The 21,642-nt window shown below is 45.9% G+C and carries 22 protein-coding genes; 7 read left to right on the top strand and 15 right to left on the bottom strand.

Features of this window, described 5'->3' with window-relative positions; genetic code table 11:
- Window positions 1-50: 50 nt before the first annotated feature.
- On the bottom strand, window positions 51-1,400 hold the full coding sequence (locus VF685_RS10320) for a dicarboxylate/amino acid:cation symporter (RefSeq protein ID WP_005179011.1): 1,350 nt from the start codon (window positions 1,398-1,400) through the stop codon (window positions 51-53).
- 428 nt (window positions 1,401-1,828) lie between these two features.
- Between VF685_RS10320 and VF685_RS10315 the strand changes: the two genes are divergently transcribed.
- Window positions 1,829-2,830 (top strand): glycosyl transferase family protein, encoded by a 1,002-nt coding sequence (locus VF685_RS10315; protein WP_160241175.1) that lies wholly within the window; start codon window positions 1,829-1,831, stop codon window positions 2,828-2,830.
- A 69-nt stretch (window positions 2,831-2,899) separates the two neighbouring features.
- Here the strand turns inward: VF685_RS10315 and VF685_RS10310 are convergent, their stop codons facing one another.
- The gene (locus VF685_RS10310; protein WP_005179016.1) at window positions 2,900-3,169 is read right to left on the bottom strand and encodes a YeaC family protein; all 270 of its coding nucleotides are present in this window, start codon (window positions 3,167-3,169) and stop codon (window positions 2,900-2,902) included.
- Window positions 3,169-4,077 carry an NAD(+) kinase gene (locus VF685_RS10305; RefSeq protein WP_005179018.1) on the bottom strand — a complete coding sequence of 303 codons (909 nt, stop codon included), beginning with the start codon at window positions 4,075-4,077 and terminating at the stop codon, window positions 3,169-3,171. The genes VF685_RS10310 and VF685_RS10305 overlap by 1 nt, the downstream gene beginning before the upstream one ends.
- 189 nt (window positions 4,078-4,266) lie before the next feature.
- Between VF685_RS10305 and mrcB the strand changes: the two genes are divergently transcribed.
- Together mrcB and VF685_RS10295 are read left to right on the top strand one after the other, a co-directional pair.
- Window positions 4,267-6,669, top strand: coding sequence for a penicillin-binding protein 1B (gene mrcB, locus VF685_RS10300; protein WP_286385166.1), 2,403 nt, complete (start codon window positions 4,267-4,269; stop codon window positions 6,667-6,669).
- Between the two features lie 16 nt (window positions 6,670-6,685).
- Window positions 6,686-7,240, top strand: a complete 555-nt coding sequence (locus VF685_RS10295) for a tetratricopeptide repeat protein (RefSeq protein WP_180074294.1) — start codon at window positions 6,686-6,688, stop codon at window positions 7,238-7,240.
- Here the strand turns inward: VF685_RS10295 and VF685_RS10290 are convergent.
- Complete coding sequence (locus VF685_RS10290) at window positions 7,237-8,160, bottom strand: thiamine phosphate synthase (protein ID WP_168405739.1); 924 nt, start codon at window positions 8,158-8,160, stop codon at window positions 7,237-7,239. The two genes, VF685_RS10295 and VF685_RS10290, sit on opposite strands and share 4 nt — an antisense overlap.
- Before the next feature lie 138 nt (window positions 8,161-8,298).
- Here VF685_RS10290 and hemP point away from each other — a divergent pair, with 138 nt between their 5' ends.
- Window positions 8,299-8,469, top strand: a complete 171-nt coding sequence (gene hemP / locus VF685_RS10285) for a hemin uptake protein HemP (RefSeq protein ID WP_016659175.1) — start codon at window positions 8,299-8,301, stop codon at window positions 8,467-8,469.
- A 117-nt stretch (window positions 8,470-8,586) separates the two neighbouring features.
- On the opposite strand, the gene VF685_RS10280 is transcribed toward hemP, so the two are convergent.
- From VF685_RS10280 to VF685_RS10265, 4 genes are all read right to left on the bottom strand, one after another.
- Window positions 8,587-9,927: a sensor histidine kinase gene (locus tag VF685_RS10280; RefSeq protein WP_163141644.1), complete on the bottom strand. Its 1,341-nt coding sequence runs from the start codon at window positions 9,925-9,927 to the stop codon at window positions 8,587-8,589.
- Window positions 9,928-10,593 carry a response regulator transcription factor gene (locus tag VF685_RS10275; protein ID WP_016659177.1) on the bottom strand — a complete coding sequence of 222 codons (666 nt, stop codon included), beginning with the start codon at window positions 10,591-10,593 and terminating at the stop codon, window positions 9,928-9,930.
- 118 nt (window positions 10,594-10,711) lie between these two features.
- A complete protein-coding gene (locus VF685_RS10270; protein ID WP_005179042.1) occupies window positions 10,712-11,068 on the bottom strand; it encodes a NirD/YgiW/YdeI family stress tolerance protein in 357 nt (118 codons plus the stop codon).
- Window positions 11,069-11,179: 111 nt separating this feature from the next.
- On the bottom strand, window positions 11,180-12,937 hold the full coding sequence (locus VF685_RS10265; protein WP_104988409.1) for a GspE/PulE family protein: 1,758 nt from the start codon (window positions 12,935-12,937) through the stop codon (window positions 11,180-11,182).
- A 191-nt stretch (window positions 12,938-13,128) separates the two neighbouring features.
- Between VF685_RS10265 and VF685_RS10260 the strand changes: the two genes are divergently transcribed.
- A complete protein-coding gene (locus VF685_RS10260) occupies window positions 13,129-14,394 on the top strand; it encodes an MgtC/SapB family protein (RefSeq protein WP_035363234.1) in 1,266 nt (421 codons plus the stop codon).
- Here VF685_RS10260 and tsaA read toward each other — a convergent pair.
- Entirely contained in the window at window positions 14,381-15,100 is a 720-nt protein-coding gene (gene tsaA, locus VF685_RS10255) for a tRNA (N6-threonylcarbamoyladenosine(37)-N6)-methyltransferase TrmO (RefSeq protein ID WP_005179050.1), read from the bottom strand. The genes VF685_RS10260 and tsaA overlap by 14 nt on opposite strands.
- A 105-nt stretch (window positions 15,101-15,205) precedes the next feature.
- Between tsaA and VF685_RS10250 the strand changes: the two genes are divergently transcribed.
- Window positions 15,206-15,985 (top strand): ferredoxin--NADP reductase, encoded by a 780-nt coding sequence (locus VF685_RS10250; RefSeq protein ID WP_005179053.1) that lies wholly within the window; start codon window positions 15,206-15,208, stop codon window positions 15,983-15,985.
- Between the two features lie 42 nt (window positions 15,986-16,027).
- Here the strand turns inward: VF685_RS10250 and VF685_RS10245 are convergent, their stop codons facing one another.
- Window positions 16,028-17,263 carry a reverse transcriptase domain-containing protein gene (locus VF685_RS10245; RefSeq protein WP_286385165.1) on the bottom strand — a complete coding sequence of 412 codons (1,236 nt, stop codon included), beginning with the start codon at window positions 17,261-17,263 and terminating at the stop codon, window positions 16,028-16,030.
- A 709-nt stretch (window positions 17,264-17,972) separates the two neighbouring features.
- A complete protein-coding gene (locus VF685_RS10240; protein ID WP_127799997.1) occupies window positions 17,973-18,590 on the bottom strand; it encodes a cation transporter in 618 nt (205 codons plus the stop codon).
- 74 nt (window positions 18,591-18,664) lie between these two features.
- Between VF685_RS10240 and VF685_RS10235 the strand changes: the two genes are divergently transcribed.
- Window positions 18,665-19,090: a MerR family DNA-binding protein gene (locus tag VF685_RS10235; RefSeq protein ID WP_005179057.1), complete on the top strand. Its 426-nt coding sequence runs from the start codon at window positions 18,665-18,667 to the stop codon at window positions 19,088-19,090.
- Here the strand turns inward: VF685_RS10235 and arsH are convergent.
- From arsH to VF685_RS10215, 4 genes are read right to left on the bottom strand one after another with little or no spacing between them, the layout of a single operon-like run.
- Window positions 19,071-19,775, bottom strand: a complete 705-nt coding sequence (arsH, locus tag VF685_RS10230) for an arsenical resistance protein ArsH (RefSeq protein WP_034598177.1) — start codon at window positions 19,773-19,775, stop codon at window positions 19,071-19,073. The two genes, VF685_RS10235 and arsH, sit on opposite strands and share 20 nt — an antisense overlap.
- Window positions 19,775-20,824 (bottom strand): ACR3 family arsenite efflux transporter, encoded by a 1,050-nt coding sequence (arsB, locus tag VF685_RS10225; protein ID WP_127799995.1) that lies wholly within the window; start codon window positions 20,822-20,824, stop codon window positions 19,775-19,777. Before arsB ends, arsH begins: the two co-directional genes overlap by 1 nt.
- Before the next feature lie 3 nt (window positions 20,825-20,827).
- The gene (locus tag VF685_RS10220) at window positions 20,828-21,301 is read right to left on the bottom strand and encodes an arsenate reductase ArsC (RefSeq protein WP_016659186.1); all 474 of its coding nucleotides are present in this window, start codon (window positions 21,299-21,301) and stop codon (window positions 20,828-20,830) included.
- 4 nt (window positions 21,302-21,305) lie between these two features.
- Entirely contained in the window at window positions 21,306-21,623 is a 318-nt protein-coding gene (locus VF685_RS10215) for an ArsR/SmtB family transcription factor (protein WP_005179068.1), read from the bottom strand.
- Window positions 21,624-21,642: the final 19 nt, after the last annotated feature.

Genomic DNA, 21,642 nt, shown 5'->3' with positions numbered 1-21,642 from the left:
CAAGTAATAAAAAAAGGAAGCCGAAGCTTCCTTTAGTCACCGCCCTGCTGTTAAGCCGAAGCAGATTGCTGGTTTTGTTCTGCCATCTTGCGGTCAATTTCTTCCGGATTATTTAATGCATATTGCAGCTTTTCCTGATCCAGCTGACCGACCCATTTCGCTACAACAATGGTTGCCAATGAGTTACCCACCAGATTGGTCAAGGCACGTGCTTCAGACATAAAGCGGTCAATACCCAGAATTAGCGCCAGACCGGCCACCGGAATCTGACCCACAGCCGCCAGTGTTGCCGCCATCACAATAAAGCCTGAACCGGTCACCCCTGCTGCGCCTTTAGAGGAAATCAACAGCACCAGCAATAAAGTAATCTGATGATGCAGTTCTAAAGGTGTATTGGTGGCCTGAGCAATAAAGATTGCGGCCATGGTTAAATAAATCGAGGTACCATCCAGGTTAAAGGAATAACCCGTTGGAATGACCAGACCCACCACCGATTTTTCACAGCCGGCAATTTCCAGTTTCTTCAACATACGCGGTAGTACTGATTCTGAAGATGAGGTCCCCAATACAATCAGTAATTCTTCGCGAATCATGCGGATCATTTTTACGATACTGAAACCGGTCATGCGCGCAATACTGCCGAGTATGATAAAAATAAACAGCACACAGGTCAGGTAGAAGCAGATAATTAACTGCGCCAGTTGCGCCAGACTGCCAATCCCGTATTTACCAATAGTAAAGGCCATCGCACCGAAAGCACCAATTGGCGCAACTTTCATGATCATGTTAACAATGTTAAAGAACACATGCGAAATCTGATCAATCAGTTTCAAGACCGGCTTACCTGCTGGCCCTAAACGGTGTAAGGCAAAACCAAACAGGATGGCAAACATCAGCACCTGCAGGATTTCACCCTGGGCAAAGGCACCGACCACGGTATTTGGAATGATATTTAATAGGAATTCGACTGTAGATTGTGCTTCACCAGTTTCTACATATTTTGAAATACCGGTGGTATCCAAAGAAGCTGGATCAACGTTCATGCCAACGCCTGGTTTCCAGACGTTAATCACCACCAGACCAATAATCAGGGCGATGGTAGAGACAATTTCAAAATACAGTAATGCCACGCCACCGGTTTTACCGACCGATTTCATGCTTTCCATACCAGCAATACCACTCACCACGGTACAGAAAATCACCGGCGCAATAATCATTTTGATTAAACGGATGAAGCCATCACCTAAGGGTTTCAGCTGCTCACCCAGACCTGGAACATACTGTTCCACGCCATTAATAATTTGTGTGCCACTAGGAGAATAATGACCGACGAGAATACCTGCAATAATTGCAATAATCACCTGAAAGTACAGGGATTTATAAATAGGTTGTTTGGCCATAACAGATCTACTTTTGTTCTTGTCCCGAGGACAAATACCCTTGATTTTTTACCCACGACCTGTTCTGCCTGTTTTTAAAACAACAGGCATACACTGCCTTGAGCGATAGCTCAAAACATTCAACGCTTTATTTTCATCAGCAAAAGTCGGGCTTACTTTGAGCCGCCAGAATAAACAGGCTCAAACGCAAAAGCGGCTTTTTAGAACAGGAGATGAGTAAAAATAAAAAACAATATAAAACGCTGCGAATTTTACCTAAAATTCAAATGTAGTGCTGCTAAAAACAGCGAGAACTGGCGAACTTTAAAGCAGAAGCAGCTTAGACATTAGTCTAAATCCGAGCAAAGTATACGGTTTTTAAAAAGCCACGAAAATGTGTATATTGTGGGAAGCGACCGGCGCCATTTATTTGAGATTCAGGCAGTTACATGAGCACGAAAAGAAACATTTATAAAGACGTTGAACATCCTTTTGCCCAGTACGTGCGTATTGTGGGAAAAGGCAAAAATGGTGCACGTTCCCTCACCTATGAAGAAGCCTATCAGGCCTTTTCCATGATCCTGAAACAGGAGGTACTGGATGTTCAGCTCGGCGCTTTTCTGATGCTGCTGCGGGTCAAGGAAGAATCGGTCGATGAACTGGCCGGCTTTGTTCAGGCCACCCGTGACCAGTTGCAGTTTAAAGCTTTAGATGTAGATCTGGACTGGTCCTCCTATGCCGGGAAACGCAAACATTATCCGTGGTTTTTACTGGCCGCGCTGACTCTGGCCAAACAGGGTTTTAATATTGTCATGCACGGCGCTGCTGGGCATACCATTAACCGGGTCTATACCGAACAGGTGCTGGAATACTTAGGCTATCCAATCTGCCAGTCAGATACGGAAGTCGAACAGCAATTACAGCAGCGTCATTTTGCCTATCTGCCTTTAGACGTGATTTCTCCGGTGCTGGCCGATTTGATTGCACTACGGAATGTAATGGGCCTGCGTTCACCTATTCATACTCTTGCCCGGCTGATTAACCCCTTTAATGCCAAAGCCACCGTGCAGGCCATTTTCCATCCGGCCTATCGCAGTTCCCATCAACAGTCGGCGTTTAAACTGGGCTATCTGAACAGTGCGGTGATTAAAGGTGAAGGCGGCGAGTTTGAACGGAATCCGGATGCCAAAACCTTAATTTGTGGCATTCGTAACGGCGAGCTGTATGAACATGAATTGCCAAAACTCACTGATAACCGCAGCCCGATTGAAGAAGAACTGGACCTGGCGGTATTTAAAGCCGTCTGGGAAGGCCAGCAATCGCATGAATATGGTGAAGTGGCGGTGGTGGAAACCATGGGCATTGCGCTGTATACCATGGGCGTCTGTGACAGTTTTGCAGCAGCCATGGACAAAGCACAGCAGTTCTGGGCTGCGCGTTTAAATGCTTAAGCCACGAAAATAGCCAATAAAAAAGGTAAGCCGCGGCTTACCTTTTTTGTATGAATCTGCTCTTAAAGTTTAAATAAACTTGATTGGCTGGAAATCTTCATTTTTGTGATGATCATCATCACATTGTTCACCTTCTTCCTTGGTGCCGCGGTCAATATAACCACTGCGTTCGGTTTCCGGTAAATGCTGGATTTCCCAGGCATATACAGCCTGCATACAAATTTCGCGCTGCTCTTTGGTCAACGCCACGCCATTCGGCCATTTACCAATCTCTACCGCGGTTTTTAGACGACCAACAATTTCAGGATTGAGTACGGCCAGCATCTGTTCAATATTCATCATAAATCCTGCTGTTGCAAAGAATCAAAATCTTGGTTCCAGCCGAGCTTGGTACGACATGCCATATAGAAGTCATAACCCGGTGGATGAAGTAGGTTTAACTTATAGGGATGCTTGCGGATATGCAAACTGTCCCCGACACTGAGTGAAACACTGTGCTGACCATCGGCACTGACCATTGGCAAGACACGGTTTTCACGAATCTGGATTTTAATTTCGCTTTGTCCACCCACCACAATCGGGCGTGAAGACAAGGTATGCGGATGCATCGGCACCAGCACAATCGCATCCATACTCGGATGCACAATCGGGCCACCACCAGACAAGGCATAGGCAGTAGAACCAGTAGGCGTGGATACAATTAAACCGTCACTGTGCTGACGATAAACATACTGACCATCAATATTCAGGTCAAAATCAATCATGTGTACCGATTTACCGGAATGCAGCACCACATCATTTAAAGCCACCGCTTCATAAATGACTTCACCTTTGGAGCGCACTTCCATTTCCAGCAGGAAACGGCGGTCCAGCTGAAACTCGCCTTTTAACACCTGATCCAGCTTGAAGATGACTTCCGTGGGTTTAATATCGGTCAGGAAGCCTAAACGACCACGGTTTACCCCGATGACCGGCGTATTGTATTTGACCAGCGCGCGCGCTGCATGCAGCAACGAGCCATCACCGCCGACCACAATCACCAGATCAACCACTTCGCCCAGCAAGGCGCGGCTGACGGTTTGGGTGTTCGGATAAGGGACCAGTTCTGCTGTTTCTGCATCAAATACCGGATGCAGGCCTAAATTCAGCAGATGATCATGAATTAAACTGAGCGTTTCTACGACCGAAGTTTTGCCAGGACGTCCAATCAATCCGATATTACGAAAGTTCTTGTGTGAAATTTGCACCTACGACATCGCTCCGCTACGATCCGTTGACTATAATAGCACTAACCCGAATGTTTTAAAAAAACTTTAGAAATCTGAATCCAACCGTTTTTTCTCCTCGATTGGCCGCTTCATTCACAGATTAAATATTGCAAATTATGTAAAAGCTTCGCATGATTAGCCTAATTTCTTAGGGTTTTATTGCGATTTATGAAGTCTGAACGTGGCATAGGTATTATTGCACTTCTATTTTGTATACTGGTGATTGGGGCATTTCTGGCATTAAGTATCTACCTGATTCGATTAGATAATATTGTTAGAGATAAATTTGAAGGACAGCGCTGGGACATTCCAGCCAAGGTCTTTGCTCGTCCGCTGGAAATCTATACCAATGCACCGCTCAATAAAGCCGATTTCGTGCAGGAATTAAAACTTTTAGGCTATAAAAGCGCAGAAAGCTATAACAAAACCGGCAGCTATGTCGATGCGGGTGATACCTTGTTTGTACATACCCGCGGCTTCGATTTTGGTGAAAGTGTTGAACCGGAACAGGTGCTCAAAGTCAGCTTTGCCAATAACCAGATTGCTGAAGTCAGTGCAACCAAACCATCGACTACCGGTATTGCCCGTTTAGAGCCAATGCTGATTGGCGGGATTTATCCGCAGCACAATGAAGACCGGGTGCTAATTAAACTGAACCGGGTGCCAAAACCGTTAATTGAAGCCTTAATTGCCACCGAAGACCGTAATTTCTATCTGCATCATGGCGTGTCGATTCGTGGGACTGCGCGTGCCATTGTCAGCAATATTACCGGCGGGAAACGTCAGGGCGGTTCGACCCTGACCCAGCAACTGGTAAAAAACTTTTATCTGACCCCGGAACGTACATTAAAGCGTAAAGCCAATGAAGCGCTGATGGCGATGCTAATTGAGCTGCATTATAACAAAGATGAAATTCTGGAAGCCTATTTAAATGAAGTGAACCTGGGTCAAAACGGTAACTATTCTATTAATGGTTATGGTCTGGCCTCACAGTTCTATTTTGGTCTGCCGCTGCGTGAACTGAATATTGCCCAGCAGGCTTTTCTGGTTGGTCTGGTACAGGGACCGTCTTTATATAATCCATGGCGTAATCCGGAAGCGGCCGAAAAACGCCGCAATATTGTATTGAACAATATGCTGGTGATGGGTTATCTAACTCAGGAACAGTATGAAACCGAAACCGCGCGTCCGTTAAATGTGATTGCCAAACCGACCATGGGCCCTGCCCGCTTCCCAGATTTTCTGGACATTGTGCGCCGTCAGTTACGTGCTGAATATCAAGAAGGTGATCTGACCAATCAGGGACTACGGATTTTTACCACTTTAGACCCAATTGCACAGACCAAGGTACAAAGTGCATTTAAAGAATCAGTAAACCGTCTGGCCAATGCCAATCCGCGCCGTTTAAAAGATTTGCAAGGTGCGGTGCTGGTGTCCCATCCTGAAAATGGTGAACTGGTGGCTGCAGTCGGCTCTACCCAAGACTTTACCGGCTTTAACCGTGCGCTGGATGCCAAACGTCAGGTCGGCTCGCTATTGAAGCCAGTCATCTATTTAAGCGCGCTGGAATCGGGTCGCTATAACTGGGCCAGTCCGGTACAGGATACCGAAATCAGTATTCCATCTGCCGGCAAGTCCTGGACACCACGTAATTACAGCGGCAGCGAACATGGCGTGGTCCCGATGGCGCAAGCGCTGGCCAATTCCTATAACCTGTCGGCGGTACGTTTAGGTCAGGAATTTGGTCTATCAACCTTCCGTAACCATCTGATTAAATTTGGCGTCAGCAGCGAAAATATTCCACAGTATCCGTCCATTTATCTAGGCGCAGTCGATTTATCGCCTATGCAGGTGATGAATATTTATGGCAACTTTGCCACCGGTGGGTTCCAGTATCCAACCAAAGCCATTCGCGCGGTGGTCGATTCTAATGGTCGTCTGCTCGAACGTTATGGCCTGTCGGTACAGCAGACCATTGAACCGTCTGCGGCCTATATGCTGAATTATGGCCTGCAACAGGTAATGAGTGCAGGAACCGGACGTGCAGCCTATAACAGCCTGTCCAGCGATTTAAAACTGGCCGGTAAATCGGGCACCACCAACGATACCCGCGACTCCTGGTTTGCCGGTTATTCGGGCAACTATTTAAGTGTGGTCTGGTTAGGGCTGGATGATAACAAAGTCACCGGTTTGACAGGTTCATCGGGTGCCCTGCCGGTGTGGAGTAACGTGATGCGTCAACTGCGCCAGAAGCCGGTAAATCTGCGCCAGCCGGACAGCGTGCAGTGGCACTGGATTGACCGTGACTCTGGTCACTTGTCGGCTCAAGGCTGTGCCGGTGCGATGTATATTCCGATTTATCGTAATCATGTGCCGCGTCAGGCCACCGCCTGTGGTTTACCGCATTATCAGGTTGAGCCGGTTTACAATCCGGATACCGAATATTACCAAGCTGTACCTGAAAGCAGTGACAGTATCGAGAATTATATCCAGGAAAGTGAAGCCGAGATGGAAAGACAACTTTCCGAAAATGATGCACGCATCATTTCAAGCGGCAGTTATACGCAATAAGTGGACCCTTAATTAAATGACCTTGAAATATCTGATCTTGGGGATGGGACTGGCTGGACTGGTGGGCTGTCAAAGCCTGCCGGAATCCAAGCCGGCACCGCAACCGGACCAAGAAAAAACGACTGAACGAAAAACCATTCGCACACCCACCGGCGTGGTGATTCATCCTTATGAACAGGAAGAAATTCAGCGCAAGAAATTACAGGTCGTGGTTCCTGAACAAAAAGTACAGCAGCGTTTTGAAGATGGCCGCTCTTTACCAGCGTTTAAGAAACTGATGCAGCAGACCCAGACGGCTTATCGTCAGGGACAATGGCCGCGTGCCGAAGCTGCCGCCTTACAGGCACAGCGTCTGGCACCGCAATCGGCTGAAACCTATATGTATTTAGGGCTGGTGGCGAACCAGAAAAAACAGCCGAAAAATGCAGAAGCCCTGGCCCGCCGTGGTCTGAGCTATGCACAAACACCGGCGATGAAACGCCAATTATGGCTGATTATTCAAAAAGCCGGCCAGCTACAAAACAATAGCCGTACCGTGCAACAGGCACAGCAAGCGCTGAAACAACTTTAGGCTGAAGCGCTATCCAACGCATCCATAAAGCGGATCCCAGCAATACCATAGGCATGGTGTTGCTGGGCCTGCGCCAAGTCCTGCCGATGCATCCCGCCTAAGGCAAACACCGGAATATCGACCTGTTTGGCCCAGTTCTGAAATTGTGCCCAGCCTAATGCCGGAGTATCCGGATGGCTAGCTGTTGGCAGCACCGGACTTAAAATTGCAGCATCACAGCCAATATTCTGCGCATGTTGTAACGATTCCAGATCATGACAGGCAGCAATATAACGCTGACCGGCCTGCAGGCTGCCCTTGTGCAATTGCAGACATTGTTGCTGCTTTAAATGGATGGCAGCGACCGAGACCTGCTGCACGCTATTCAGCTGCTTCCACAGTTCCAGATTAACAATTAATGATTTTAAACAGCCAATATTCTGCTCAGCCAGTTCAATACTGCGTTCCGGTGCGGGTGCGACACGCCAGTACAGCAGTTGCTGGGTATCCGGGGTATCCAGACAGTTTAAGTCTTCACTAATTTTGATACATTCAGGCCAGTAGAGGCGTTGCAGCATACGCTGGTTGGCTTGCGGGAAATTCAAACGAGCCAAATCCTGCCGTTTATACCAGGTCCACGGTTGCTGGATGTCTGAGAGCAACGCCGCCGGCACAAAGGCATGGAACACATGCAAATTGACAATCACATCTTCATATTCATGCCGGATAAAATCAAACTCATACCACTGGGTCAGGTCAATGCCTACTTCTTCGCGCACTTCACGGCGACAGGCCTGCACCGGCGTTTCATGCTGTTCTACCTTACCACCGGGAAATTCGTGCTTATTGCCCTGATGCTGTTTGGCCTCGCGCCAGCCGACCAGGACCTGGGTCTGATGCAATAAAATCCCAATCGCGATATGTAGATGTGGCTTTGACATGAAACGTCCTGTTTTTGAAATATGAGCAAGTGTAAGCAAATTTATACTTTTTATAAATTCCCCAAATCAAGCGTTGACAGATATATTTGATAATGATTATCATTTATATCGTTCAACATACACCACGGAGTCGAAGGAATGAACGCACCATTTAGCCTGTTTAGCCGTAATGCAGATCAACAGCATGCCTTACCAATGTTACATTCTAATAACCTGTTTGCTCTCGGTCGTGAAATTCGCATCATGCATGCCGGAGAAGAATACCGCCTACGCCTTACCCGTAATAATCGCCTTATTCTCACCAAATAAGAACAACATCTGAATAATAATAATCGTGGGAAGCAGCAGTATGAATCAGCGCATACTGCTTTTTAACTGCCCATGCGTATCTCAAGATTGAACTCAATGTTGTTATTTTCGATTTTGTTATTTTTGCTTCACACCGGGCAAACTCAGTTCCACCAGTAAACCGCCTAAAGCTGAACGGCTAAACTGCAATTGGCCCTGATGCAGGCTGATAATCTTTTTACAGATCGAAATGCCAAGACCACTGCCCTGGGTTTGTGTGCCCAACGCCCGATAAAAACGCTCACCCAAACGCTGTAACACCTCATCACTGATCTGTTGACCATTATTTTCAATACACAGCTGCACCTGTTCAGCATCACCATTGATACTGACCACCACCTCACCCTGTTGCGTGGCATAGCGGATGGCATTGTCGATCAGGTTACGGATACAGGTATATAGCAATTCCGGATTGGCCTGAATGATCGCCGGTTGTAGCTGCAAGCGCGGTTTAATCTGTTTTTCCAGACTAAACGGTGCCAAGGCCTCGAGCACATCCAGCACCAGCTTTTGTAAATCAACCTCGGTTATAGGCAAGTCTTGCAGATGTGCCGGGTCTAAACGCGCCAGTAACAGCAGATTCTCCAATACCTGAGTGCCGCGGTTGACATCGCGCTGAATCTGGGCCAGATCTTCCGCTAATTGCGGCTGATCCTGATATTTGCGTTTTAACACCTGCAAGCGCATTTGAATGGCAGAAAGCGGCGAACGCAGTTCATGTGAGGCGTCAGAAGTAAAACGCTGCTCGGCTTCTAAAGAATGTTCCAGCCGGCTAAGCAAACGGTTTAACTGCTGCACCATCGGCTGTAATTCCAGTAATTCTGGCTGGGTACTTTGTACCGGACTCAGGTCCTGCACATGCTTTTGCGCAATTTGCGCAGACAAAGCCTGTAAAGAGCGGAACTGTTTACGAATAGCAAAATGTACAATGCCCCATTGAATCAGCCACAATAAAATTAAAATCGCGGCATAGCCCAGACCTGTGGCCCAGATTTCCTGGAAACGCACATTCATTTTCTGGGTCATCAGTACGCTTAAATCATCATCACTGGCCACATAAACACGCCATAAACGCTGATCCGCCCAGACAAAGGAAAACCCCTCTTCCTGCTGTGTGATTGTAGCTGGTGCTAAGGGAAAATCTTCCGTTTCGGTCAAGGTCTGCTGACCCAGTCGCAGCTGATAATGCATCTTGAACTGTTCAGTGAGTTCATCAACCTGCTCGCCAGCGCCACTGCTAATATCCTGCAATAACAGCATATCGGCCGCTTCATCCATAATTTCATCTTGCAGCTGCATGGTCTGATAAATTGACACGGCAAACAGCAGCACCAGTGCCAGCAGGCCGGCAATCATCGAACTCAGTACCGAGGTTTTGACCAGGGTTTTCTGTAAAGAAACCGCACCCGTTTGCTTCATTTACGCCTGTTCCTGCTGCATGCGATAGCCCAAACCGCGAATGGTTTTAATTAAATGGCTGCCAATTTTTTTACGCAGCTGATAAATAAACACTTCAATGGCATTGCTTTCAATTTCATCACCCCAGGCATACAGCGATTCTTCCAGCTGTTCCCGGGTTACGATATGCTCGGGCTTTTGCATTAATTTATACAGAATCTGGAATTCCTTGGCGGTTAAATTCACCGCGTGGCCATCTTGGGTTAAGGTTTTGGCTTGAGTATCTAACAGCAAATTGGCAAAACGGATCTGATGATCGGGCTGGGTCTGCCGGGTACGTAACTGGCTGCGCACCCGTGCTGACAGTTCTTCCAGACTAAAAGGCTTGACCAGATAGTCATTGGCGCCTAAATCCAGTCCATCGACCCGGTCCTGAATGCTGTCTTTGGCGGTAATAAAAATCACTGGGGTATCCAACTGTTTGCGGCGCAAAGCGGTCAGAATTTCATCGCCGGTATTGCCCGGCAGGCCACGATCCAGCAGCACACAATCATAGTGATGCTGCTCAATGGCCAAAATGGCATGATTGCCACGCTCGACCCAATCGACGTTATAACCGTCCATTTCCAGCCAGGTTTTAATACTTTCTGCCTGAGAGGCGTCATCTTCTGCCAGTAAAATACGCATTGGTTCTACTCTAGCCTTTTTTACATCATGCCTGATTTTTCACAAGATTCAAAAAAACCACATGCATGGAGCATGTGGTTTTGCGTGGAGCTGCAATCAATCTGATTAAAAGGTCGGCTTAGAAACGAACCTGCTCGACATCAATTTCAACACGTTTAGATGGTTTATAATCGATGTCCACTTCACCGGTAATCACCACTGGAGTTTTGGCAGAAATCGCTTTACCATTCCACAGGTCATCATCAATATCTACTGTGATGGTGCCAGTGCTGTCGCGGAACTGGTATTTTTCATCACCAATGGCTTTTACGATATAACCTTTCAGCTGAACATTGCTGTCATCTTTCATGGTTAACGCCTGTTTCACCGTGGTTGCTTGCGCCAGTGCAGACTGGTTCACTGCGGTATCTGCAACAGCAAATGTAGTTGCGCCCACTAGACCTGCAGTTAAAAGTGCTTTTGAAAATAGGTTCATCTGTCTTTCCTCATTCAGTGTTGTTCGTTTCGATGTAGTCATTAAAACAAAGCAAGATGAGCTGAATCTTAAGATTTCCTCATATTCAAAAATTTTTCACTTTTTTGGGTTTTAGTTTAACGGTACCACCCGCAGTACTTCTTCCAAGGTGGTAATACCGGCCATGACTTTACGCGCCCCGGCAATCCGTAGTGGCTCGATGCCTTCTTTTTTGGCCTGCTGGCGTAACTGAGTCAGATCAGCATTGGCACCAATCAGTTGTTTGGTGTCCAGACTCAGCGGCATAAACTCATAAATCCCGATCCGGCCTTTATAGCCGGTCTGACGGCAGGCTTCACAGCCCACCGGCTTATAGACTTTTTCCGGCATCTCCATGACATAGTCAAACGTCAGATGTTCCCATTCATTGGCATTAATCATGCCTTCTTGTTTGCAATGCGGACACAGCTTGCGCACCAGACGCTGCGCCAATACCCCCAGAATGGTGGCCGCAGTTAAAAAAGGCTGCACACCTAAATCATGCAAACGGGTCAGACTGGACGGCGCATCATTGGTATGCAAGGTCGATAACACCAGGTGACCGGTTAATGCCGCCTGAATGGCCATATTGGCCGTATCCTGATCACGAATCTCCCCAACCATAATAATATCCGGGTCCTGACGCATCAGCGCGCGTACACCATCGGCAAAGCCCAGCTCAATGCCCTGATTGACCTGCATCTGGTTAAAGCTCGGCTCAATCATTTCAATCGGATCTTCAATGGTACAGACATTGACTTCATCGGTGGCCAGCTGCTTCAGTGATGAATACAGCGTAGTGGTTTTACCGGAGCCGGTCGGCCCCGTGACCAGAATAATACCATGACTATGACTGGTCAGACTTTGCCAGCCCTGTAATAAACGTTCTTCAAAACCGAGCTGCTGGAAACTGCGTACCAGCACTTCCGGGTCAAAAATACGCATCACCAGTTTTTCACCAAATGCGGTCGGTAAGGTTGATAAACGTAATTCGGTTTCCTGACCTTTGGGAGTACGGGTTTTTAAACGACCATCTTGGGGTTTGCGTTTTTCTGCCACATTCATGCGACCGAGAATTTTAATCCGTGAAATGACCGCAGTTAAGGTATTGGCCGGCATGTTATAAATGGTATGTAGTACGCCATCAATCCGGAAACGGATTTTCCCCTTGTCTTTACGTGGCTCCAGATGAATATCACTGGCACCCTGTTCAAAAGCAAACTGCAGCACCCAGTCCACCAGTTTAACAATATGCTGGTCATTGGCATCGGGGTTTTGGGTATCGCCCAGCTGTAATAAGGCTTCGACACCTTTATTTTCACGGTCATGTGCTGCGGCTTTTTGTGAACCACTGACCGCACGACTGACCTGATAATATTCTACCAGATAACGCTGTAACTGCTCTGGACTCAGCAGAACGCGCTGGATTTTACGCGGCAATAAACTGTGTTCTAAATTGGCGACCCAATCGGTCATAAACGGCTGATCGGTGGCAATGAACACCGCATCGGGCTGAATCTCTACCGCCAGAATTTTATTGCGCAGGGCAAATTCCTGGGACATCACCGCGGTTAAAGCGGCCACATCGGCCTTTAACGGATCAATCACATAAAAAGGCAGCTCGGTCTTTTCTGCCAGCCACTGACATAAACGGTTCAGTGTCAATGTGGTTTGGGGATGTTGCTGATCGGTCAGGTTAAAATGCGCAATCCATTGCAACGGATGCCATTTCAGCTGCTCACGCTGGCGATGCGTGGTCTGTACCAGCATTTTATCGCGTTCGCTGATCCGGCCATCTTTTAATAATTGCTCTAAACACCAGGTGGTATCAATTTCAAAATTAAAATTCATTGTTTTTGTTCCCCCAACATCAGCACACTATAGCAGAGTTTATTTTTCCCGCCTGCCTTTGCCACTGGAAAATCTGATGCAGATACGCATCAAGCGCAGCTCCTGCAAATTAAACATACAGTTCCGCATAGCAATCTTCACAGAATCAATTATATGATGGAGACGTCGCCCCACTGCCGCGGGATATAAAGATGGAATTTTTAACTGCCCCTTCAATCTTGAGTACCTCTTTTCAGGAGCTGATGACTATGCTTGCAGCCGCACTTGGCTGTGGCCTGTTAATTGGTCTGGAACGTGAACGCAGCAAGCACAATGAAGCCAACCATCATTTTGCCGGGGTGCGCACCTTTGCCGTGTGTGCCTTGCTCGGTGCGATCTGCTTTTTGCTAGGGCCAGTTTTTGGTATTGTCGGGGCCGTGATTATTGGCGGAGTTGGGCTGTTTTCGCTTAAAAATCAGGTTGAAGACCCGGGTGCGACCACCGAACTGGCCTTTATTATGACCTATTTTATTGGCGCGCTCTGTTTGTGGAATATTCCGTTGGCGGCTGGTCTGGCGGTTATTTTAACCGGTCTGCTCATGACCAAACACCTGATGCACGGCATTGTCAGCAAATGGATTACCGAAGCAGAGCTGCGTGATGGTCTGTTCCTGCTGGCACTGGTTCTGATTGCCCTGCCTTTGACGCCAGATACCCCCTTATGGGGCAATGTGCTCAATCCTTATGTGATTTTAAAACTGCTGATTCTGATTTTATCGGTACAGGCTTTGGCGCATATCGCCAAGCGCCTGCTGTCCACCAATAATGCACTGATGCTATCCTCAATTGCGTCCGGCTTTGTGTCCAGTACCGCCACCATTGCCAGTTTAGGCATGGAAGTGCGTTCCGGCCGCGGCGATGCCCAGATTAATGCGGGCGCGGCGCTCATGTCCTGCGTGGCGACACTGTTGCAGATTCTGATTATTATTGTGGGGATTAATCTGTCCTGGTTTAAGGTATTTGTGGTACCGAGTGCAGTGGCGATTATGATTCTGGTGGCGGTGGGTTACTGGCTGCTCAGAAAAAATACCGGCTCACAGCAAAAAGCCAAAGAAGCCGATAGCCGCATGTTTAGCCTCAAAGAGGCCGCGATTATTGTGGTCACGCTCACCCTGATTCAAGCCATGGTCTACGGACTGGATCAGGCACTGGGCAGCACCGGTTTAATTGCCGGAACCTTCCTGGCATCCTTATTTGAAATTCACGCTGCCGCTGCCGCGGTAATTACCCAAGGCTCGCCCAGCAATTTAACCCTGTTTTATGCGCTGATTTTGGGTCTGGGTGCACATGCACTGGCCAAATGCGTGAATGCCTTTTTAATTGGCGGACCACGCTTTGCCTTGTATTTTGCACCGGCCCAAATTCTGCATATGGCGGTGCTGATTGCGATGGCTTATTTTATGTTTAAGCCGGCTTAAGCGCTAACATCTGAATCAGCACCTGATCTGGCTGTACTAGAAATCCGACATCAATATTGGCAAAGTGCATTTTATAGAGCCGGGTTTCATCCTCCTGATAAGCCGGACGCGGGTCTAAAGACAACACCTGTTCCAGCTCACTCAGCATCTGCGCGCTAATTTTATGCTGCTGCAACAATTGCTGTTTTTGTACAGCGGCCTGCTCTGTCCACACCACCTGTTTACGTTCAGGCTCATCCTGCGCATAGCCACTTTGCGCCTCCATGACCGCATCAGAATACTGGATATAAGGCTTGATATCTAAAATCGGTGTACCATCGAGTAAATCACTCCCGGTCACATAAACCCGTACTGCCTTGCCGACTTTTTTCACCTGTTTTAATTGCACCACTGACAAGCCCACCGGTGACGGCCGGTACATACTGCGTGTCGCAAATACTCCAATTTTCTGGTTACCACCCAAACGCGGCGGCCGCACCTGAGCACGGAATTTTGTCTGCTGCTGGTTTTTATTGTCATGAAATTGCCACAGCAACCACAAATGACTAAATGCTTCAATGCCCTCAAAGGCCAGCAAATCGTTATAAGGTTCCAGCATGTCAATATAGGATTCGACCTGAACCAGATTCGGCTGCCGCGGGATGCCAAACTTTTCTTTATAAGGAGATTTCATAATCCCGATAATGGGCAAGGTCAGATCAGTCATAATCACTTTTTTTGATAAGCTCAATTAAATATATTCAGTTTATCGAGTATGAATTTAGATTAGAATAGCAACCTGTTCTAATTTGATAATTTATTGAGACCTTTAATGGCTGCTTTTAACGTCGAAAAGATTACTCACGTCCACCACTGGAATGACACTTTATTCTCTTTTAAAACGACTCGTGACACTGCACTGCGTTTTAAAAACGGTCAATTTGTAATGATCGGTCTTGAAGTGAATGGTAAGCCTTTGATGCGTGCATATTCGATTGCAAGTGCCAACTATGAAGAAGAGCTGGAATTCTTCTCGATTAAAGTGCCAGATGGTCCATTAACCTCGATTTTGCAAAAAGTTAAAGTGGGCGATGAACTGCTGGTTTCTCGCAAACCAACCGGAACTCTGGTACTCGATGACTTAAATCCGGGTAAAAACTTATACCTGCTGTCTTCAGGTACCGGTCTTGCACCGTTCCTGTCGGTGATTCGTGATCCGGAAACCTATGAACGTTTTGAAAAAATCATTGTTGTTCATGGTACACGTTATATTTCTGAACTGGCGTATCAGGACCTGATTCTGAACGAAATTCCAAACCACGAATTCTTCTCGGAACTGGGCGCGAAAGAAAAACTGGTTTATTATCCAACGGTAACACGTGAAGATTTCCATACTCAAGGTCGTGTCACCACTGCAATTGAATCTGGTCAATTGTTCGAGAAAATCGGTTTACCACGTTTTAACCCGGAAACTGACCGCGCGATGCTGTGTGGTAGCCCAGCCTTCCTGGATGATGTTGCTGCGCTGCTTGATCAACACGGCTTAAAAGAATCACCACGTATGGGCGTTTTAGGTGATTACGTGATTGAACGTGCATTCGTTGAAAAATAAGATTCCTTGAATCTAAAAAACCGGGCAAAATTGCCTGGTTTTTTATTCATTAAAAAAATATTTTTTCTTTTCAGAGGAAAGTTTAGTGTAATCAATTCCTAAAGGAGCAAGTAATCTCTTATAAACAAATGTTTTTCTTTCTTCTACAAATTTTTTAAAGTCATCTAAATTAGCAGTAAACTCATAACAAACTAGATAACCATTACAAATCTGATCCATTTTTTGGCAGGTCTTATAAAAGTTTAAATTAGCTTTTATATTCTTTTTATAGCCTTGTAGTTCTATAACTTTTTTATTTAACTCAGTAAATGCTTTATGAGGAATAAATAATCTATATTCATTATTAATTTTCTTAAGCTCAAGTGCTAAGAATATCAAAGTTTGAGATTGAGTATAAATTTCTGATTTGCCTACTCCAATATCAGGTATATGTAATTGTATTTTTAATAATTCGGCCCTTATAAGATCAAAGTATTTTTTAATTTCCTCTCTTTTATTAGCAAATACCACAAGATCATCTGCATATCGAATATAATTTATATTTTCTTTTGCTAATATTGCTTCAAAATCTTGTAAATAAAATGAAGCCAGCAAAGAAGCTATTGGCATGCCCTGTCTAATTCCTTTACCTTTTTTAACTTTTAAAATTTCAGAAAATTTTTTGAATTGATCTTCTGATGTTGCTTGAAGAAATTTATAATTTGGATCAGCATTGATCATCTCTTTGAAAAAATTATCGAGATTTGGAATTGCTATTTTTGTTTTAAATAAATGTAAAATAGTTTGCCTATTTAACTCATCAAAGAATGAGGAAATATCTGTTTTTAATGCGTATTTATATTTCTTTCTTAAATTTATTAATTTGTCATGTGCAGCCTTTACACCACCATTACCTTTTAAAGAAAAATCATTGGTAGCAAATCTCTTATATTGATTTGAATGAACCTCTTTTAAATAAGACATAAATAAATTCTGAATCAATCTATCCTTTACTGAAGGCACACATACCATACGGTAACTGTCTTTATCTTTTGGAAGAAAAATTGGAGTGAGAGGATCAAATTTAAATTTGTTTAATTGAATAGAATTTATTATTTCTACTTTATATTTTTCTCTATCTTCAAAAAATTCATCTACTGTTATATATTTTGAATGATATTTTAAAGCTGATTTTTTCTTACCTAATTTTGTTTTGAATTTACTTAGCTCAGCATCAAACTCTTGCTGACAATATTGATAAAATTCCATTCCCGTTTCACTATGCTCTTGCAAGGTCATGGTCACATAGTTTCAGAGTTGCAGCATATCGCTTCCTATTCGTCTTACTCAACGATTGTACCTTGTCGGTCGCCATTGCCAAGTACTCGGAACACAATGATGCGTCCTGTGACTCTAGGTGCGATTGGGTGCTCGAAATATCATTCTGATTTATATTTTCAAATTTCAAAATCGAGCCCATTTTTAGACACATTCCCCATATTATTATATCAGAAAATAACTGTCCCTTGTGTTGTGTTATTGTGTATAAGCACGTGGAAATTAACAATATTTGTATTAAAATATTTCCAACATCCCAACCAATGAACACGGTCAACCCCAAATAAACTGACAAACAGATATCAGCCAAATAGATTGTGACTTTATCGATCATATTTACGCTCCAAATTTTCAAACAGCCTACATGCTTCCAAGTTTTCGCCATGACAGAAGCAGCATATCGCTTCCTATTCGTCTTACTCAACGATGAAACCTTGTCGGTCGCCATTGCCAAGTACTCGGAACACAATGATGCGTCCTGTGACTCTAGGTGCGATTGGGTGCTCGAAAGAGCATAAAAATATCTAGATTATATTTAGGGGTTATATTCTTAAATTTCAAGTATATTTTGAAAAAATAATTTTGCCTTATGCAACTTTTTATCCTAATAATTTCTCCCCCAGTTATAAAGCCGCCTTTCGGCAGCTTTGCTTTATAACGAATACGAGAATTAAGTAGTCTCATGCCCTAATGCTCGTTCTGTCAAAGCTTGCTTCACTATCTGATAACCTGCAGTTAATCCAAGACCTGCCATAATCACCGCCACAATCATATCTGGCCATAGACTGCCAGTGCCAAAGACGCCAACTGCTGCCAGAATGACTGCGACATTGCCAATCGCGTCATTGCGGCTACACAACCATACGGATTTCATGTTGGAATCGCCATCACGAAAGCGATACAGAATCACGGCTGCCACCACGTTGGCCACCAAGGCCAATCCACCAATTACCCCCATGGTAATCGCTTCCGGGGGAATACCCTGCATATAGTTATAGACCGTTTTGGCCAACACCAGACAGCCAAACGTAGCCATGGTAATGCCTTTTAATAAAGCCACGGTAGCACGCCAGTACAGACTCATCCCCAGCACAGCCAGTGAAATGGCATAGTTGGCGGCATCGCCAAAGAAATCCAGCGCATCGGCCCAGAGTGCTGCCGAATGGGCATACATCCCGCCAAACAGTTCCACCACAAACATCAGCAAATTAATAATCAGGGCAATCCAGAGTGCGGTACGAAAACGGCCATCAGGTTTGACCGGTGCAGGCTGACATTGACAGGCCATAAAGCCTCCTGTTGCATTTTTCTATGACTGTATTATGCTCATTAGAAACTATGGTCTAACTCCAAGGTCAAGTCATGGCACATTATCTGATTCGGGATTTGGTCAAAAAAACCGGTCTGAGTGCAGACACGGTGCGTTTTTATGAAAAGAAAGCGCTCATCCAACCCACCTTAAGGGCCGAAAATAATTATCGTTATTATGATGATGACACCTTAAAACGGCTAATTTTTATTAAACGTTGCCGCGCACTGGATTTATCCTTAAAAGAAATTGAAACCCTGATTGCACTGGAACAGCAGCCTGATCAGGACTGTCAGGCGGTAAATGAACTGCTTGATCATCATTTAGTACAAATCGAAAGCAAAATTGCTGAGTTACAGCATTTTCAGCTGCAACTGCAGCAATTACGGCAGTCTTGCAATGCCCGAACCACTATCGACCATTGCCAGATTTTAAAACAGCTAGAGGCCGATGAAACGCCTAAATCGACTTCTGATTAACCCGTTTCGACAGTTCCGCAGCCGATTCCTTACGCTCGGAATAACGGTTGGTCAGATAGCTGGCCTGCCCGCGGGTCAATAAAGTGAACTTGTACAGCTCTTCCATGACATCGACAATCCGGTCATATAAGGAAGAGGCTTGCATACGTCCGGCTTCATCAAACTCCAAAAAGGCTTTCGGAATCGAGGACTGGTTCGGGATGGTGATCATCCGCATCCAGCGCCCTAAAATACGCATCTGATTCACCGCATTAAAGGATTGCGAACCACCACTGACCTGCATCAGCGCCAGAGTTTTACCTTGGGTCGCACGAATGGCACCGGCAGCCAGAGGAATCCAGTCAATCTGTGCTTTCAAAATAGAACTCATGGCACCATGACGTTCCGGGCTGCACCAGACCATGCCTTCTGCCCAGGCCAGCAATTCATGCAATTCCTGAACTTTAGGATGTGAAGCATCGCCATCTTCCGGCAATGGTAAACCTTTGGGATGGAAAATTTTAACTTCTGCGCCAAAGTGCTCCAGAATCCGGCCGGCTTCCATCACCGCCAAACGGCTATAGGAACGTTCGCGGTTTGAACCATACAGCAATAAAATTCGCGGCGGATGCGGCAATGCTCTGGCCTGAACCTGCTCAAAACTCGGCTGTTCAATTAAGTCTACATCAAGATTGGGAAGTGACATCATCCACCTGTTCCATTATAAAATTTACGTTTCAGCCACAGCGAGACACTCACCAGGGCAATTAACACTGGCACTTCCACCAGCGGGCCAATAATGGTGGTAAATGCCACCGGCGAGGCCAGACCAAAGGTTGCAATCGCCACCGCCAAAGCCAGTTCAAAATTATTGCCGGCCGCGGTAAAAGAAATGGCTGTGGTACGCGGATAGTCATTGCCCATCCACTTGCTCATCAAGAAGCTGACAAAGAACATCAATACAAAATAGATGGTCAATGGAATGGCAATGCGCAGTACATCCATAGGTAACCCAACCACATCGGCCCCTTTCAGGCTAAACATGGCGACAATGGTAAACAGCAGCGCCAGCAGGCTAAGTGGACTGATTTTGGGAATAAAACGCTGCTGATACCAGTCCAGTCCTTTGTTTTTCACCAGAATCAGCCGGGTCAGAAAGCCCAGCAAAAACGGAATGCCCAGATAGACCAGCACCGCATGGGTAATGGTCCAGAAACTGACATCAATCACCTGACCGGCCACACCAAAATAAGGCGGTAACACACTTAAGAACAACCAGGCATAGGTACTGAAAAACAGAATCTGGAAAATACTGTTAAAGGCCACCAAGGCAGCGACATACTGGTTATCGCCACAGGCCAGATCATTCCAGACCAGTACCATGGCAATACAGCGCGCCAGTCCAATCAGAATCAGGCCAGTCATATATTCCGGATAATGCTGCAGGAAAATCAGTGCCAGTGCGAACATCAAACACGGTGCAATCAGCCAGTTTTGTACCAGCGACAACAGCAGCGTGCGTTTATCCTGAAAAATCTGCGGTAAAGCGGCATAGTCCACTTTGGCCAGCGGTGGATACATCATCAGAATCAGGCCAATAGCAATCGGTAAATTGACATTGCCCATACTCATCTGGTCCAGACTGCTCGACACCTGCGGGAAATACAGCCCAATGCCAATCCCGAGCGCCATGGCAATAAAAATCCACAGTGTCAGATTGCGGTCTAAAAAGGAAAGTTTACGGGTGCTGGCCATGACTTACTCGATATGGGAAATATTGTTGATGGCAGCAATCAGTTCGGGACGGGTCATCTGCTCAGGCTGTAACGCAAACAGTGCATCCAGACGCTTGTTGATATGCGCGACTGTTTCTAAAAAGGCCTGCAACTTGGCCGCTTCCGGCAAATCCAGATGCGATGGATCGGCAAGTCCCCAATGCGCTTTAATCGCGCCGCCCAAATACAAAGGACAGGCTTCTTGGGCAGCCGCATCACATACGGTAATCACCACATCGGGCTGATACTGCTCACAGTCATCAATACTTTTACTGGAGAGCCCTTCAGTCGACAGGCCCAGATTTTCCAGCGTCTTTAACGTCAGTGGATGGACACGACCGGTCGGTTTGCTGCCGGCGCTATAGGCTGTCCAGCCTTCTGGAGCACGACTGTTAAATAACACTTCAGATAAAATGCTGCGGCAGCTATTTCCGGTACATAAAAAGAGGAATTTCATGGTTTTACTCACAATAACTTGAAAGCGTTGCTGTCAGCGAATTCATCGGACTGACATCTTGCTCCGCGATAATATTCAGCACACTCACTGCCCACTCGGGTAAATCTGGATTCAGGCGGTAATACACCCACTGCCCCTGACGCTGGTCCAGTAAAACCGATAAATTTCTCAGCAAAGCCAAATGACGGGAAATTTTAGGTTGGCTTAAATTTAATGCCTCGGTCAGCTCGCAGACACAAATATTCTGTTTGGCCAGCACCAGTTTCAAAATATCCAGACGGGTCGGATCGGACAGGCATTTAAAAAAATCAGTTTGATTCATACAGCTTCCCCATATTTAT

This window comes from Acinetobacter sp. Brlt_5 (assembly GCF_051949055.1).
GTDB lineage: Bacteria > Pseudomonadota > Gammaproteobacteria > Pseudomonadales > Moraxellaceae > Acinetobacter > Acinetobacter indicus.
The sequence above is the reverse complement of the archived record's forward strand: the minus strand, read 5'-3'. Positions and strand labels throughout refer to the sequence as shown.

Coding starts and splice junctions, on each gene's coding strand:
- VF685_RS10320 (WP_005179011.1), bottom strand. CDS start 1,400: ATGGCCAAACAACCTATTTATAAATCCCTGTACTTTCAGGTGATTATT.
- VF685_RS10315 (WP_160241175.1), top strand. CDS start 1,829: ATGAGCACGAAAAGAAACATTTATAAAGACGTTGAACATCCTTTTGCC.
- VF685_RS10310 (WP_005179016.1), bottom strand. CDS start 3,169: ATGAATATTGAACAGATGCTGGCCGTACTCAATCCTGAAATTGTTGGT.
- mrcB (WP_286385166.1), top strand. CDS start 4,267: ATGAAGTCTGAACGTGGCATAGGTATTATTGCACTTCTATTTTGTATA.
- VF685_RS10295 (WP_180074294.1), top strand. CDS start 6,686: ATGACCTTGAAATATCTGATCTTGGGGATGGGACTGGCTGGACTGGTG.
- VF685_RS10290 (WP_168405739.1), bottom strand. CDS start 8,160: ATGTCAAAGCCACATCTACATATCGCGATTGGGATTTTATTGCATCAG.
- hemP (WP_016659175.1), top strand. CDS start 8,299: ATGAACGCACCATTTAGCCTGTTTAGCCGTAATGCAGATCAACAGCAT.
- VF685_RS10280 (WP_163141644.1), bottom strand. CDS start 9,927: ATGAAGCAAACGGGTGCGGTTTCTTTACAGAAAACCCTGGTCAAAACC.
- VF685_RS10275 (WP_016659177.1), bottom strand. CDS start 10,593: ATGCGTATTTTACTGGCAGAAGATGACGCCTCTCAGGCAGAAAGTATT.
- VF685_RS10270 (WP_005179042.1), bottom strand. CDS start 11,068: ATGAACCTATTTTCAAAAGCACTTTTAACTGCAGGTCTAGTGGGCGCA.
- VF685_RS10265 (WP_104988409.1), bottom strand. CDS start 12,937: ATGAATTTTAATTTTGAAATTGATACCACCTGGTGTTTAGAGCAATTA.
- VF685_RS10260 (WP_035363234.1), top strand. CDS start 13,129: ATGGAATTTTTAACTGCCCCTTCAATCTTGAGTACCTCTTTTCAGGAG.
- tsaA (WP_005179050.1), bottom strand. CDS start 15,100: ATGACTGATCTGACCTTGCCCATTATCGGGATTATGAAATCTCCTTAT.
- VF685_RS10250 (WP_005179053.1), top strand. CDS start 15,206: ATGGCTGCTTTTAACGTCGAAAAGATTACTCACGTCCACCACTGGAAT.
- VF685_RS10245 (WP_286385165.1), bottom strand. CDS start 17,263: ATGACCTTGCAAGAGCATAGTGAAACGGGAATGGAATTTTATCAATAT.
- VF685_RS10240 (WP_127799997.1), bottom strand. CDS start 18,590: ATGGCCTGTCAATGTCAGCCTGCACCGGTCAAACCTGATGGCCGTTTT.
- VF685_RS10235 (WP_005179057.1), top strand. CDS start 18,665: ATGGCACATTATCTGATTCGGGATTTGGTCAAAAAAACCGGTCTGAGT.
- arsH (WP_034598177.1), bottom strand. CDS start 19,775: ATGTCACTTCCCAATCTTGATGTAGACTTAATTGAACAGCCGAGTTTT.
- arsB (WP_127799995.1), bottom strand. CDS start 20,824: ATGGCCAGCACCCGTAAACTTTCCTTTTTAGACCGCAATCTGACACTG.
- VF685_RS10220 (WP_016659186.1), bottom strand. CDS start 21,301: ATGAAATTCCTCTTTTTATGTACCGGAAATAGCTGCCGCAGCATTTTA.
- VF685_RS10215 (WP_005179068.1), bottom strand. CDS start 21,623: ATGAATCAAACTGATTTTTTTAAATGCCTGTCCGATCCGACCCGTCTG.